The organism is Rhizobium sp. 42MFCr.1, assembly GCF_000377185.1.
Lineage (GTDB): Bacteria > Pseudomonadota > Alphaproteobacteria > Rhizobiales > Rhizobiaceae > Rhizobium > Rhizobium altiplani.
Window position 1 is genome coordinate 1 of sequence record NZ_KB897821.1, and the last position, 14,955, is coordinate 14,955.

Genomic DNA, 14,955 nt, shown 5'->3' on the forward strand with positions numbered 1-14,955 from the left:
TCGATGACCGTCAGGCGGTCCATCAGGCCCTCGCGCTCGGCAATGCCGCCGCCGCGCGGACCATACATGCCGACGGCATGGACTTCGTCGAGATAGGTCATCGCGCCGTATTTGTCGGCGAGGTCGCAGATCTCCTTGATCGGGGCGATGTCGCCATCAATCGAATAGACCGATTCGAAGGCGATCAGCTTCGGCGCCTTCGGATCGGCGGCGGCCAGCTTGGCTTCGAGATCATGGATGTCGTTGTGCTTCCAGATCACCTTGTCGCACTTGGCGTAGCGAATGCCTTCGATCATCGACGCATGGTTCAAGGCGTCGGAGAAGATGATCAGGCCGGGGATCTTGGCGCCGAGCGTGCCGAGCGCTGCCCAGTTGGAGACATAGCCCGAGGTGAAGATCAGCGCCGCTTCCTTGCCATGCAGGTCGGCCAGTTCGTGCTCGAGCAGAACGTGATAGTGGGTGGTGCCAGAGATATTCCGGGTGCCTCCCGCACCCGCGCCACAGTGATCGATGGCATTCTTCATCGCCTCGATCACCTTCGGGTTCTGGCCCATGCCGAGATAGTCGTTGGAGCACCAGACCGTGACTTCCTTCGGGCCGTCCGCCGTGTGTCGCGTGGCGCGCGGAAAGCTGCCGCGGTGACGCTCAAGATCGGCAAAAACGCGATAGCGACCTTCGCTGTGAAGGCCATCCAGCTCGCTTTTGAAAAACGCTTCGAAATCCATGTCATGCTCCAGTGTCGTGCGAGCGTTTGTTGCCAACCGACGCACGCACGTCAACCCTTTGCCATCGCTTTACCATCAACTGCGGCAAAAGGCCCATAGCCTTGAATTATTTTAATTCGAAAAAGCTCGTTTTGGCCAGACGCAGCGAAGAATCGCGAGGCAGACACGCCGCCTCGCGATCCGACCGTTTGTGTCAGCCCGCCTCGGCGACGGCGCGTTTGGCCATCACTTTGATCAGGTTGGCGCGGTATTCCGCACTCGCATGCAAATCCGACATCAGTCCGGCAGGATTGACATCGATGCCAGCGATCGAACCGGCGGACCAGTTCGCTTTGAGGGCGGTTTCCATGGCGGTTTCGCGGAAGACGCCGTTGGCTCCCGCCCCGGTGACGGCAACCCTTACGCCACCAGCGCCCTTGGTAACGAAGACCCCCGTCATCGCATAACGCGATGCCGGATTTGGAAACTTCGAATATCCCGCTTTCTCGGGCGTCTCGAAACTGATGGCGGTGACCAGTTCACCATCTTCCAAGGCCGTCTCGAACAAGCCGGTAAAGAAATCGTCAGCAGCAATCTCGCGCTTGTTGGTGACGATGCTGGCATTCAGCGCCAACATGGCCGAGGGATAGTCCGCCGCAGGATCGTTGTTGGCAATCGAACCACCGATCGTGCCCATATGACGGACATGCGGATCGCCGATCATGCCGGCAAGGTCGCAGATGGCGGGACAAACCGCACGCAGAGCCGCTGATGCAGCGACTTCGGCGTGCGATGTGGCCGCCCCGATGGTCACCTTGCGACCATCGACCTTGATGCCCTGCATCGCCGGAATATGCCTGAGATCGACGAGGTCGCTCGGCGCGGCGAGACGCTGCTTCATCGTCGGTATGAGCGTCATGCCGCCGGAGACATATTTGCCTTCGGATGTTCCCGAAATCATCCTGACGGCTTCATCGACCGAGGACGCGCGGTGATAGTTGGTCTGATACATCGTCGTTCCTCCTCAATGAACCGCGCGCGCTGCCATCCACACTTTCTGTGGTGTGGCGGGCATCGTCAGCATGTTGTTGCCGATGGCATCGGTGATGGCATTGATGAGTGCCGGAGGAGACCCGATCGCGCCAGCCTCGCCGCACCCCTTGATGCCGAGCGGATTGCTCGGGGACGGCGTTACCTGATGCGACACCTTGAACGACGGCAAGTCGTCGGCGCGCGGCATGGCGTAGTCCATGAAACTTGCCGTCAACAACTGACCGTTCTCGTCATAATGCACGCCCTCGAGCAGGGCCTGGCCGATCCCCTGCGCAATACCGCCATGCACCTGGCCCTCGACAATCATCGGATTGATGATGTTGCCGAAATCGTCCGCAGCGACGAACTGGATGATCTCGGTCTTGCCGGTTTCCGGATCGACCTCGACTTCGCAGATATAGCAGCCGGCGGGGAAGGTGAAGTTGGACGGGTCGTAGAAGGCAGTTTCCTTCAGCCCCGGCTCCATGCCGCCCGGCAGGTTGTGTGCGGTGTAGGCGGCCAGCGCCACCTGGAACCAGGGAAGGCTCTTGTCTGTACCGGCAACCTTCACCTCACCGTTCTCGATGACGATATCGCCTTCGTCGGCTTCCATCAGATGGGCGGCGATCTTCTTGGCCTTGGCTTCGACCTTGTCGAGCGCCTTGACCACAGCAGACATGCCGACAGCGCCTGAACGCGAGCCGTAGGTGCCCATGCCCATCTGCACCTTGTCGGTGTCGCCATGCACGATCGACACGCTCTCCAGCGGAACGCCGAGACGATCCGACACAAGCTGCGCGAATGTCGTCTCGTGCCCCTGCCCGTGGCTGTGCGACCCGGTGAGCACTTCTATCGTGCCTACCGCATTGACGCGAACCTCTGCCGACTCCCACAAGCCGACGCCCGCACCAAGCGATCCGACCGCCTGCGAGGGCGCTATGCCGCACGCCTCGATGTAGCAGCTCATGCCGAGACCGCGCTTCAGGCCGCGGTTGGCAGCCTCGGCCTTGCGCGCCGGGAAGCCGTTCCAGTCGGCCGCCTGCATCGCCGCATTGAGCGATGCTTCGTAGTCGCCCGCGTCATAGTTCATGATCACAGGCGTCTGATGCGGGAAGGCCCGGATGAAGTTCTTCCGCCGCAACTCGGCGGGCGAAATACCAAGCTCGCGGGCCGCCGTTTCCATCGTCCGTTCAAGCAGGAAGGTCGCCTCGGGACGGCCGGCACCACGATAGGCGTCAACCGGCGCGGTGTTGGTGTAGACCGTCCGCACGTTGGCATGGATGGCCGGAATATCGTATTGGCCGGACAGCAGCGTCGCGTAGAGATAGGTCGGAACCGCCGACGAAAACAGCGACATATAGGCGCCGAGATTGCAGATGGTGTCGACCTTCAGCCCGATGATGCGATGGTCGCTGTCGAAAGCCATTTTGACCTTGGAGACGTGGTCGCGGCCATGCGCATCCGTGAGGAAGGCCTCCGTGCGATCGGAGTTCCATTTCACCGGCACGCCTGTTTTCTTGGAAGCCCAGAGACAGACGATCTCCTCAGGATAGATGTAGATCTTCGAGCCGAAGCCGCCGCCGACATCTGGGGCGATCACCCGAAGCTTGTTCTCGGGCGCGACATTGTAGAACGCGCTCATCACGAGGCGCGCGACATGCGGGTTCTGGCTGGTCGTGTAGCAGGTATAGTGATCTTCGGCAGCGTCATAGATACCGAGCGCAGCGCGCGGCTCCATCGCATTGGGAGACAGGCGGTTGTTGTGGATCTCGATTTCCGTGACGTGCGCCGCTTCGGAAATGGCCTTGTCGGTTGCCGCACCATCGCCGAGCTGCCAGTCGAAGATCAGGTTGTTCTGAGCTTCCGGATGAAGTTGCGAAGCTCCTGGTTTCAGCGCCTCGACTGCCTCGACGACCACAGGCAATTCCTCGTAGTCGATGACGACGGCTTCCGCGGCATCGCGCGCTTCGGCGAGCGAGTCTGCGACAACGATGGCAACGGCATCGCCGACATAACGAACGGTCTCCACCGCCAGCGGGCGCCAGGCGCCCATCTTCATCGGCGAACCATCCTTCGAATGGATCATCCAGCCGCAGATGAGGTTGCCGATCCCGTCAGCGAGCAACTGCTTGCCATCAAGCACGTCGATAACACCCGGCATTGCCTTTGCCGAGGCGGCATCAATCCTCGTGATCTTGGCATGCGCATGCGGACTGCGGATGAAATAGGCGAATTTCATGCCCGGCACGACCATGTCGTCCGTGTAACGGCCCTTGCCGGTCAGGAACCGCTTGTCTTCTTTTCGTGCGACGCGCGCACCAATTCCTTCAACACCCATAATGTCCTCCCAATGGGGTTTCGGGCCTGGCATTCCGCCAAAGAGAATCGTGTTCGGCAGTCAGCCAGACAATCCTGAGAGCTACTCGGCCGCCTGCTTGGCAGCGCCATGCATCTGCTCGTTGGCAGACAGAACGGCTTTGACGATGTTGTGGTAGCCGGTGCAGCGACAGATATTGCCGTCGAGCTCATGGCGGACCGTTTTCTCGTCCAGATCGCCTCCGTGGCGCGAAATCATGTCGACGGCCGTCATCACCATGCCTGGCGTGCAGAATCCACATTGCAGGCCGTGGTGTTCCTTGAAGGCAGCCTGAACGGGATGCAGCTCACCGTTGCTGGCAAGCCCCTCGATGGTGGTGATCGTCGAACCCGACGCCTGGACGGCAAGGATCGAGCAGCTCTTCACTGACTTGCCATCCATGTGAACGACACAGGCACCGCATTGGTTGGTATCGCAGCCGACGTGCGTTCCCGTCAGGCCGAGTTTTTCGCGAATAAAATGGACAAGAAGCGTACGCTCTTCACAGTCACCGCTGACTGCCCGGTCGTTCACCGTCAGTTTCACTTTCGCCATGATTTCCTCCTCGCGCCTCCTCCAGGCGCGGACGGTATCATTTGACGTTTTCGCTTTGGGATCAACCACTACTTTAGGGAGGCTAATTAAAATTCAGCGCGTTCGGTTGTGGCGCATTTGCGCGCAATTGCACCACCAATTGTGCGAAAGCGGAAGCCGAAGGCAGGGTCGCTGCTTTTGCGCCACAGTTTGACGGCTAGCATGACAAAAAAGAATCAGGGACGGCCACAGCTCTTATTGAGGGCGACCAACCTAGGAGAATATTTTGATAAAGAAGATTGTCGCATTCGCCTTGATCGGCCTGTCGATCGCAAGCTGTACACCGACTGAGCGCGGGGCAGGCATCGGCGCAGCCTCCGGCGCGATCATCGGCGGCGCGGTGACGGGAAATGTACGCGGGGCAGCCGTTGGCGCGGCGGTCGGCGGCGTTTCGGGCGCTCTTATCGGCCGCGTCGCGGAGCAGCCGGGACAGTGCTACTATCGCGACGAGTATGGCCGCCGGTATATCGACGATTGCCGCGGCGACTATTGAGCCGGTCCGAAATCATCTCGAATCCCGGGTTCGGCGCCCGGGATTTCTTTTTTTTCCACCATTTCAGCGGCTAAGCGATTTAAAACGGTACACGTCGAGGAATTTTGCCGCTAAGGTTGCCGCCGGCCGGGGGGCGCGAAGCTTAATTCTAGTGTAACCAAAAGCGGTGGATGCAGATTAGAGGGACGGCACCGAAACCGGGTATAGCGTATCGGCGCGTAGGCACCATGTTGGTGGTCGCGGCTGCATTTGCGTTTTCGCCGGCTCTCGTCTCAGAGGCTTTCGCCTTCAAGCTTTTCGGCATCACGTTGTGGGGCAAGGACGACGAATCGGCCAGCGACCAGGTGCCCGATCCGGTGCGCTACGATGTGACACTGACGACCGACGCGAGCGATCCCGATCTCAAGGAAGCATTGGAAAACAGTTCCCGTCTGGTCGGCGACAAGGATCGGCCCGTCTCGGGCGATCTGGGCGTCGTCGTCAAGGCCAGAGACGACCGCGAACGCCTGCTTGCCGCCCTCTTTGAAAAGGCCCGCTACGGCGGCATCGTAACGATCAGGGTTGATGGTCGAAACATCGATGACCTGCCGCCCAATCCCACCTTCAATCGCTCGCGCCCAGTACCGGTGACAATCAGCGTTGCCGCAGGTCCCGTCTTCAAGGTCCGTGAGGTGCAGTTCGGCGGCGATGCTGCACGACGCAATCCAGCCGACTACGATCTTGCTCCGGGTGAGACAGCCGGTTCGCTGACGATCATCAAGGCTGGCGACAAAATCGTCGAGCAGCTGAAAAGCGAAGGCCGGCCGCTGGCGAAGTTGACGACCCGCAAGGTCATAGCCGACCACAGGACGAGCACGGTTGACATTGTCCTCGCCGCCGAGGGTGGCCCGGTCGCCCCAATTGGCGATGTCGGCGTCACGGGCGAAAAGGCCGTTCGACCGGGCTTCATCCAGCGCTATTCGCGGCTGAACAAGGGTGAACAATATTCGCCGGAGGCGCTGCGAAAGGCAGGCGAACGACTGCGCGCATTGGGCGTCTTCTCGAGCGTCACCATCCACGAGGCTGACGAACTGGCGCCAGACGGCACTTTGCCGATGACGATCGAGGTGTCGGAGGGCAAGCGGCGCTATCTCGGCATCGGCGCCCAGTATTCGACAACGGACGGCTTCGGCATCAACGGCTATTGGGGTCATCGCAATCTCTTCGGCGAGGCGGAGGCGCTGCGCATCGAAGGGTCTGTGGGCCGCTTGGGCGAAACGACCAACATCGGCGATCTCGACTATTCAGCCGGTATTACCTTCACCAAACCCGGCGCGTTTGTACCGGCCGCGACTTTGCGGGCCAGCGTCCTTGCCAAAACCGAAAACCCCGACGCCTATACTGCAAAACTCGTCACCGCCTCCCTCGGTCTTTCCTACGAGCTGTCGGACCTGGATACGATAACCGGCGCCGGCGAGGTGAGCTGGGAACGCGATGACGATGCCTTTGGCAACAACAGCTACCTGACCTTCTCGCTGCCTTTCCAGTATGACCGCGATGCGCGCGACAACAAGTTCGATCCGACCGAGGGCTATCGGGGGATGCTCAAGGCAACGCCAAGCTACGAGACCTACAACGGGACCTTCTTCTCGAGCTTCGAGGGCTTGATCACCGGATATCATGCGCTGGGAGCGGAGGACCGCATCGTTCTTGCCGGCAAGCTTGCCGCAGGTTTCCTTGTCGGGGCAGACGATCTCCAGAACATTCCTGCTACACGCCGATTCTTTGCTGGCGGTGGCGGCTCGGTTCGCGGCTTCAGTTACCAGGAGATCTCGCCCCGCAACGCCGACAATGAAGAGACCGGTGGCGCATCCTATGTCACTGCGTCGTTCGAGACCCGGATAAAGGTTACCGATACGATCGGGATAGTGCCCTTCATCGATGTCGGGACGGTTTCAGCAGACATTGCGCCCGATTTTTCCGACATTCGGGCCGGTGCAGGCATCGGCGTTCGCTATGCGACGCCATTTGGTCCACTGCGGCTTGATTTTGCAGTACCGCTCAACAAGTACGAGGGTGGCACGGATTTCGGCATCTACGCTGGCATCGGTCAGTCATTCTAAACCCGCTCGCGGCTCGTGGCGCCTCGCGCGCCTTGAGCCGCCATAGAAACGGAGTAATGTCCGCGGCCATGCAGACACTGGCGAAAATCTTGAACTGGATCGTGCGACTGCTGGCCTATTCGGCTGGTGTCGTGCTGGTCCTTCTTGCCATCGCCATCGGTGTTTTCGGCTTCACGTCCTTTGGCGCGCGCATCGTCACCGACAGGGTCGCCTCGAGCCTTTCGAATCGGGATATGACCATCAAGGTTCAGGATCCCGGCGGGCTGCTGACTGGCGGGCTGCGCGCCAGCCAAATCGTGCTCTCCGACACCAGGGGCGTCTTCGCTCGGGTCGACAGGCTGGCGATTAACTGGAATCCCTTGGCGCTCCTAACCGGCCGGTTCCATGCCACAAGCGTCGAAGCCGCGGCAATCCACATCCTCAGACAACCGGTGCGCACACTTCCGTCCCGTCCGGCTGCAGAGGGTCAAAGCGACAGCGGCTTCTCGTTGCCGATCAAGCTCGACATAGACAAGATCGCCCTGCCGGAGATCAACCTCGCCGAACCGCTGATCGGGCGGGCCTTCACACTTGCCGCGGACGGCAGCCTGCGTGCCGACAATGAAGGCGGCAATGCCTCGATCAATGTCCGCCGTCACGATGTTCCGGATGCCAAGCTGATCGCCGATGTCGCCTTCATGCCGGATCGCAACCAGTTGCGGGTGAAGGCAAAACTGACGGAACCAAAGGGCGGGTTGCTCGCAGGTGTCCTGGCGCTGCCCGGCAACCCGGCGGTGGAAATCAGCCTGACCGGAGATGGACCGATCTCGGATTGGCGAGGCCAGCTGCAGGCAGCACTCGACGGACAGCAACGCGCCTCGATCGAAGCGCACCACACGCTGACGCCGGAAAGCCTTCACCACCTCGACCTCAAGGGTGGTGGCGACCTCAGCTCGCTGCTGCCAGCGGCCTTCCGTCCGCTCTTTGCCGGGCAGACGAACATCGACGTCGCCGCGAACTTCGACAACAGGGGAAAGATCGACATCCAGACCGGCAATCTGGCAACCGGCGCGATGGTCATCGCCGCATCGGGCACGCTAGATCCACGAGGCAAGAACAGCCTGAACGCCAATCTCTTGGGAACATCGGGACCCGTCGATTTCCGCTGGCCGCTGACCGAAGGCGAAGCGCGGTTTCTAATTTCCGGCATCAATCTTTCCCTGACCGGCGACGCCAAGGCCTCCCGCCTCAACGCCAGCGCCTCCCTCGATTCCGCCATGTTGCCCCAGGCGACGATTGGCAACGTGAAGCTGACGGCAAAGAGCGACAATTTCAATCTCGCCGGTCGCACCGGAAGCGTTCAGATTACGCTCGCCGCCGGTGATACGTCCTTCGTCAATCCCGACATCAACCGGGCAATTCAAGGCCCCGTTACCATCACCCTGCCATTGCAGATTTCGCCGGATGCGCTCGGCTTCAACGGCGCCACGATCGAAAGCGCTTCGGCAACAGCAGCCCTCAACGGTTCCTACAAATTGAGCGCCAGCGCGTTGACCGGCAATGCCAAGCTGACCATCCAGCCAGCCGCGCTGCCGCCTGCGGTCGCGACGCGTTTCAACGCACCAATCGTGATCGAGGGCCAGGTCGCGGGAACCGTTCCTTCGAAATTCAACGTCTCGAACCTCTCCATCAAGTCGAGCTCCCTCGAGGCGACCGGCGCGGTCGTGCTCGACGAAGATAGGCTCGATGCCAACCTCTCGGGTCGTATTCCGGATATGCAGCCGCTGCTGGCAGGCGCAGCGGGCGAATTGAACTACCAGCTAAGCGCAAAAGGCAATGTTTCGGCTCTCGCAATAGCGGCCAATATCAAAGGGCCATCACTGGTAATGGCCGGCCGGCAGGTCAAAGACCTCGACATCAACGTTTCCGGAACGGCGGACCCGAAGGCGCCGCAAGCAGACATCACCGCCAAGGGCACGATCGACAACCAGCCGATCAACGTCAGCACCGCTGTTCAGGCCGTGGACGGAAACATCCGGCTGCCGTCGATCGCCGCCGACGTCGGCAACAATCGCCTGACCGGCCACGTCGAACTGTCGCCGGCGTTTGCGCCGACCGGACAGGCGACGTTCGACTTCCCGGATATCAGCCTTCTCGCGGCACTTGCCGGACAGAAGGCAGAAGGCGACCTGAAGGGATCGGTCGATATCGCCAACGACAACGGCAGGATCGCCCTCAAGGTCGTAGCATCTGGCAGCGGCCTGAAACGTGACACCTTTGCCATCGTCAGGCCAGACATCAACGTCGCGGTCACCGACCTCAAAGCATTTGCCGCGACTGGCACGATCAAAGCGGAGGAACTTGCTTCCGGTCCTAACAAGGCTGAAAGCCTGGAGCTGAGTTTCACGCAGCAACAGAACCGGACGAACTTCGATCTCGGCGCCAGCTATGATGCCAATCCGTTGGTCGCATCGGGGAATGTCGAGGTGAACGCCGGCACGACGCTGCTTCGCCTCGACCGTTTCTCGGCGAAACCGCGCAACATTCCGGTGGAGCTTGCGTCGCCGTCGGAAGTGTCGATCAGTGGCGGCACCGTGACGCTTGATGCGATGGAACTGAAGACCGGCGATGGCTCGGTCCACCTGAGCGGTACCGTCGGCGAGACTCTTGATATCAAGGCGGACATCCGGAATTTGCCCGCAAGCCTTGCCAACAGTTTCGTGCCGAAGCTCGATGCCGCAGGCACAATTTCGGGGAAGGTCGTCGTGACCGGCACACCGGCAGCGCCGATTGCCAACTTTGACCTGAATTGGAAGGATGCCGCCACCAGCCAGACAAAGGGCGCCGGCCTGTCGCCGCTGGCGATCGGTGCAAACGGGACCTTTGCCGACAACACACTCAATTTTCAAACGAACCTCAGCGGCAAGGGCGGCGTATCGCTGAAGGCCGCTGGCAATGTCGTGACCGGTGGCCCGAACGCGCAGTCGCTGAAGGTGGATGCTGATATCGTCAACATCCCGGCCGGATTGGCGAATGCATTTGTTCCGGATCTTGCCGCCGAAGGTTCGATCTCGGGCAACGTCACGGCGGCCGGGAAGCTGCCCGACCCGGCGCTCGATTTCAAACTGAACTGGAAGAATGCCGCGACGAGCCAGACCAGAAGCGCCAAGCTCTCGTCGCTTGGGCTGACGGCGAGCGGCAACCTCAAGGACAATATTCTCAGCTTCAACACCTACGCACGCGGTAGCGGCAACATGTCGCTAAAGGCGACCGGCACCTACACCGTGGCAGGCGCCGACGCTCAGACGCTGAAGCTCGATGGGCAGCTCGCCAACATTCCGGCTGCCCTGGCCAACGGCTTCGTGCCGAATCTTGCCGCGGAAGGCATGATATCAGGCACGATATCGGCCTCCGGCAAGTTGCCGAAACCGACAGCAACCTTCGACCTTTCCTGGAAGGACGCGGCCACCAGCCACACCAGGGCAGCCCGCCTCTTTGGCATCAACTTGACGGCGACGGGCAATTTCGCGGATGAAAAATTGACCGTCCAGAGCGACCTTAGGGCGGACGGCGGGGTGGCGTTGAACGCCTCCGGCAACGTCTCCCTGGCGGGAACGAAAATCCAGGACCTGACGGCCAACGCCACGATACGCAATCTTCCCGCAAGCCTGGCAAACGCGTTCGTCCCGAACCTCGGCGCCAGTGGTACGATATCAGGCACCGCGTCCGCTTCCGGGACGCTGCAACAGCCGACGGCAAACTTCGACGTCAGCTGGAAGGACCTCGCAACCACTCAGACGAGGGAAGCACGCCTTTCCGCCCTCGCACTTGGCGCCAAGGGAACCTTCGCCAACAACACGCTCGATTTCGAGACGAATCTCGACGGCGATGGCGGCTCCGCCCTCACGGCGAAAGGAAAGGTTACTGTCGAAGGTACGGCCGTGAAGAGCCTGCAGGCGGATGCCACGCTTCGCAACCTTCCTGCCGCGCTGGCAAACAACTTCATGCCTGATCTCGGTGCCGAAGGAACAATCTCGGGAACGGCAACCGCGTCCGGATCGCTACCGATGCCGGCCGTCGATTTCAAGCTCGATTGGAACAACGCCGGGACTCGTCAGACCAGGGCTGCCGGCCTTTCTGGCCTTCGGCTGAACGCGACCGGCAACCTCGCCGACAACAGGCTCTCCTTTGATGCAACGCTGAACAGCACTCGCACCACCCTGCTGAAGGCAAGGGGTACGGCAATCCTCCAAGGCGCCGGAGTCGCGGGCCTCTCGGTCGATGCCGATATCGTGGATCTGCCCGCGAGCCTCGCTAATGGCTTCGTCCCGAACCTGGGGGCGGAAGGAACCATCTCGGGCACGGCAAGGACGTCGGGAACAGCGACCAACCCAATCATCGATTTCAGGCTGGACTGGAGGAATGTCGCAACCACGCAGACGAGGGCATCCGGTATCCGGCCGCTTTCGGCGAATGCAAGCGGAAGGCTTGCGGACGGCAGGGTCGACTTCACGACGAACCTAAGCGGCAGCGGCGTGTCGATGAGAGCTGGCGGCAACTTTGTCATCACTGGACCGAATGCCCCGTCGCTGACGGCCAATGCCGACATCTCCAATCTTCCCGCCGGGCTTGCCAACGCTTTCGTTCCGGGGCTTGCCGCCGAAGGCAATGTTTCGGGCACCGTCAGGGCATCGGGCCGACTGCCCGTGCCCGCTGTGGAATTCAACCTTGACTGGAGGGGCGCCGCCACCAGCCAGACCAGAAGCGCCGGGCTTTCGCCGCTCAGCATAACTGCGAACGGAAGACTGCAAGACAACCGGCTGACGATCGACACCAATGTGACGGGCGAGAGCGGGCTGTCCCTGCGGGGCGGTGGCAACGTTGGCATTACAGGCAATCGCGCGCTGGACCTGCGCTTTTCCGGCAACCTGCCGTTCGCCGTGCTCGGTGCGCAGCTTGCCGCCCAGGGGTTCGTTGCCGATGGCAGGGCCAATTTTGATCTGCAGATTGGCGGCACCGCGGCCGCGCCGTTGATCAACGGCACGGTTGCGACCAGTGGCGCAAGGATCGTCGATGTCCGTCGCAACCTTGCGATCAACAATCTGGCGGCAGACATCCGGTTCACCGGAAACCAAGCCGTGATCTCGCGCCTGACTGGCCAGCTTGCCAGCGGTGGCAGCATCTCAGCATCCGGCAGCATCGGAATCCAACCTGCCTCCAACTTCCCTGCGAACATCGACGTCAGGCTCGACAGAGCGGTCTACGTCGATGGAACGCTCGTGGTGGCGACCGTCGACGGCACGATCGGTTTGCGCGGTCCGCTGCTCGCAAATCCCACCCTGAACGGCAGGCTGCATCTGGAAAGAGCCTCGATCACCGTCCCCGAGAGGCTGCCGACCTCGCTGCGCGAAATCGACGTCAAGCACGTCAACGCCCCCAAGGGGGTTCTTGCCCAGTTGCGCGACGAGTCGCAGCAGGGTGCCCGCGCGAAATCCAACTCCTTCAATCTCGATCTTCAGCTGGACGCTCCCTCGCAGATCTTCGTGCGTGGTCGCGGTATCGATGCCGAACTGGGCGGTAGCGTCACGATCAGGGGAACGGCGGCGGAGCCCGTCGTTTCCGGCGGCTTCACCATGCGGCGCGGTCGCCTGACGATTCTCAACCGACGCCTCGATTTCACCAATAGAAGCCGTATCACCTTTGCCGGTGACCTCACCCCCGCCCTTGAGCTGGAGGCAAGCTCCACTTCCGGTTCCACGACGCTGACGGTCGATGTCAGCGGGCTCGCAACCGATCCCTCGATCACCTTCTCGTCGTCTCCGGCCCTCCCGCAAGACGAAGTTCTGGCGCAACTGATCTTCGGTCAATCAATGTCGAGGCTGTCGCCGGTTCAGATCGCTCAGCTTGCCGATGCCGTCGCCCAGTTGGCCGGCGGGCGCTCCGGATCGCTGTTCCAGGGCCTGCGCAATCAGCTTGGCGTCGACGATTTCGACATCAGCACCGATGCCAAAGGCCGCACCACCGTCAGCGTTGGCCGCTACCTGAATGACCGGACTTATTTCGAATTGCAGCAGACCACCGGCAAGGGCGGCGCGAAGGCAATCATCAATTTCGATGTCGGCCGTGGCGTGAAGTTGCGCGCCGGCGCGGGTGGCGACGGCGAAGGGGAAGCCGGCGTCGTTTACGAACACGAATACTAGAAACCGGTCTTGCTGGTTTTCAGCAGGATGTTGGTTTCCGTCGTATTGATGCCATTGATGAGCCGGATGCGGCGAAGCGTTTCGTCGAAGGAGACGAGGTCGCGGTCCTCAAGTTCGGCAATGAAGTCCCATTTCCCGTTGGTGCTGTGCAGGGCACGCACCTGCGGCAATCCACGGAGCTGATCGGCGACCTTGTCCGCAAGCTTGCCGAGTACTTCGATCATGACGATCGCGCGCACTCCGGCCGCGCGGGTTTCATGGCCGGTGCGAACGGTGAACGCCGTGATTGTGCCGTTGGCAACCAGCCGGTCGATGCGCGCCGCGACCGTCGCACGCGATGCACCGGTCATTGCCGCCAGCGAAGAAACCGGCGTGCGCGCATTGTGTCGCAAGGCGCTGAGAAGTTCTTGGTCGAGATCGTCCATGGCTGCCACTTTGTCAAAATGCACTTATCAAACTGGTCAATCATAGCGCATTATCGGCACTTTTTCATCTATTTGTCGCCGCGCCGATATCTCAATATGCTTTCGGAAAACACGAGCTAAAGAGGGACGCATGCAGCCACAAGCAAGATCGGTCACGCTCATTGGAGCACCACTGGAAGAGGGTTCGGGGCGCAGGGGCGCCGCGATGGGTCCAGCTGCCCTTCGCATCGCGGGCGTCGACCAGACACTGATCGATCTTGGCCATGATGTGGTCGATGCCGGGGATGTTCATGTCGTTCCGGCGCGCGATCTGCCGAACCATCCGAAGGCCCACAACCTGCGTGTCGTCGGCGCATTTACCCGTGCGCTCGAAGCCGGTGTCTATGACGCGGCCGCGGCCGGACGCTTTCCGCTGATCCTTGGCGGCGACCACAGCCTGTCGATGGGCACGGTATCAGGCATGGCGCGCTACGCCGCCCAGCAGGGCCGGCCGCTCTTCGTCCTCTGGCTCGACGCCCATTCCGATTTCAACACCCCGGCGACCTCGCCCTCCGGCAATATCCATGGCATGCCGGTCGCCTATTTCTGCGGCCAGGCCGAACTTGCCGAGATCCTGCCGAAGGACCGCCCCTTCGTTGATCCGCGAAATGTCTTTCAGGTCGGCATCCGGTCGGTCGATGCGTCTGAACGGGAGCTCATCAAGGAGCATGGCGTCAACGTCTTCGACATGCGTTGGCTCGACGAACAGGGCGTTGCCGCGGCGATCCGCCAGATCCTTGGCGTCGTGTCCGATGCCAACGGCCTGCTGCATGTAAGCCTCGATGTCGACTTCCTCGATCCGGAAATCGCGCCCGGCGTCGGCACGACGGTGCCCGGTGGCGCGACGTTCCGTGAAGCGCATCTCATCATGGAGATGCTCTGCGACAGCTGCCTCGTCTCCTCGCTCGACCTCGTGGAGCTGAACCCCTTCCTGGACGACCGTGGCAAGAGCGCCCGGATCCTAGTGGAACTGACGGCAAGCCTCTTCGGCCGCCGCATTTTCGACCGTCCGACCCGCGCCGCCTGAGGAG

9 protein-coding genes are annotated in these 14,955 nt (G+C 61.3%); 4 read left to right on the forward strand and 5 right to left on the reverse strand.

Features of this window, described 5'->3' with window-relative positions:
- From hemA to C934_RS0105550, 4 genes are all read right to left on the reverse strand, one after another.
- Positions 1–725, reverse strand: a 725-nt coding sequence (hemA, locus tag C934_RS0105535; RefSeq protein WP_018855710.1) for a 5-aminolevulinate synthase, incomplete at its 3' end; no start/stop codon positions are given.
- A gap of 193 nt (positions 726–918) precedes the next feature.
- Positions 919–1,716 (reverse strand): FAD binding domain-containing protein, encoded by a 798-nt coding sequence (locus C934_RS0105540; protein ID WP_018855711.1) that lies wholly within the window; start codon positions 1,714–1,716, stop codon positions 919–921.
- Positions 1,717–1,728: 12 nt separating this feature from the next.
- Positions 1,729–4,074: a xanthine dehydrogenase family protein molybdopterin-binding subunit gene (locus tag C934_RS0105545; RefSeq protein WP_018855712.1), complete on the reverse strand. Its 2,346-nt coding sequence runs from the start codon at positions 4,072–4,074 to the stop codon at positions 1,729–1,731.
- Between the two features lie 81 nt (positions 4,075–4,155).
- Positions 4,156–4,647: a (2Fe-2S)-binding protein gene (locus C934_RS0105550; protein WP_018855713.1), complete on the reverse strand. Its 492-nt coding sequence runs from the start codon at positions 4,645–4,647 to the stop codon at positions 4,156–4,158.
- Between the two features lie 268 nt (positions 4,648–4,915).
- Here C934_RS0105550 and C934_RS0105555 point away from each other — a divergent pair, with 268 nt between their 5' ends.
- The 3 genes from C934_RS0105555 (at position 4,916) to C934_RS0105565 (ending at position 13,460) form a co-directional block, all read left to right on the forward strand.
- The gene (locus C934_RS0105555; RefSeq protein WP_025662706.1) at positions 4,916–5,179 is read left to right on the forward strand and encodes a glycine zipper domain-containing protein; all 264 of its coding nucleotides are present in this window, start codon (positions 4,916–4,918) and stop codon (positions 5,177–5,179) included.
- 170 nt (positions 5,180–5,349) lie between these two features.
- Positions 5,350–7,281 (forward strand): autotransporter assembly complex protein TamA, encoded by a 1,932-nt coding sequence (locus tag C934_RS0105560; RefSeq protein WP_026371584.1) that lies wholly within the window; start codon positions 5,350–5,352, stop codon positions 7,279–7,281.
- A gap of 68 nt (positions 7,282–7,349) precedes the next feature.
- Positions 7,350–13,460, forward strand: coding sequence for a translocation/assembly module TamB domain-containing protein (locus C934_RS0105565; RefSeq protein WP_026371585.1), 6,111 nt, complete (start codon positions 7,350–7,352; stop codon positions 13,458–13,460).
- Here C934_RS0105565 and C934_RS0105570 read toward each other — a convergent pair.
- Entirely contained in the window at positions 13,457–13,885 is a 429-nt protein-coding gene (locus C934_RS0105570) for an Lrp/AsnC family transcriptional regulator (protein WP_018855717.1), read from the reverse strand. The two genes, C934_RS0105565 and C934_RS0105570, sit on opposite strands and share 4 nt — an antisense overlap.
- A gap of 130 nt (positions 13,886–14,015) precedes the next feature.
- Between C934_RS0105570 and rocF the strand changes: the two genes are divergently transcribed.
- Positions 14,016–14,951: an arginase gene (rocF, locus tag C934_RS0105575; RefSeq protein ID WP_026371586.1), complete on the forward strand. Its 936-nt coding sequence runs from the start codon at positions 14,016–14,018 to the stop codon at positions 14,949–14,951.
- The last annotated feature ends 4 nt before the right edge of the window (positions 14,952–14,955 follow it).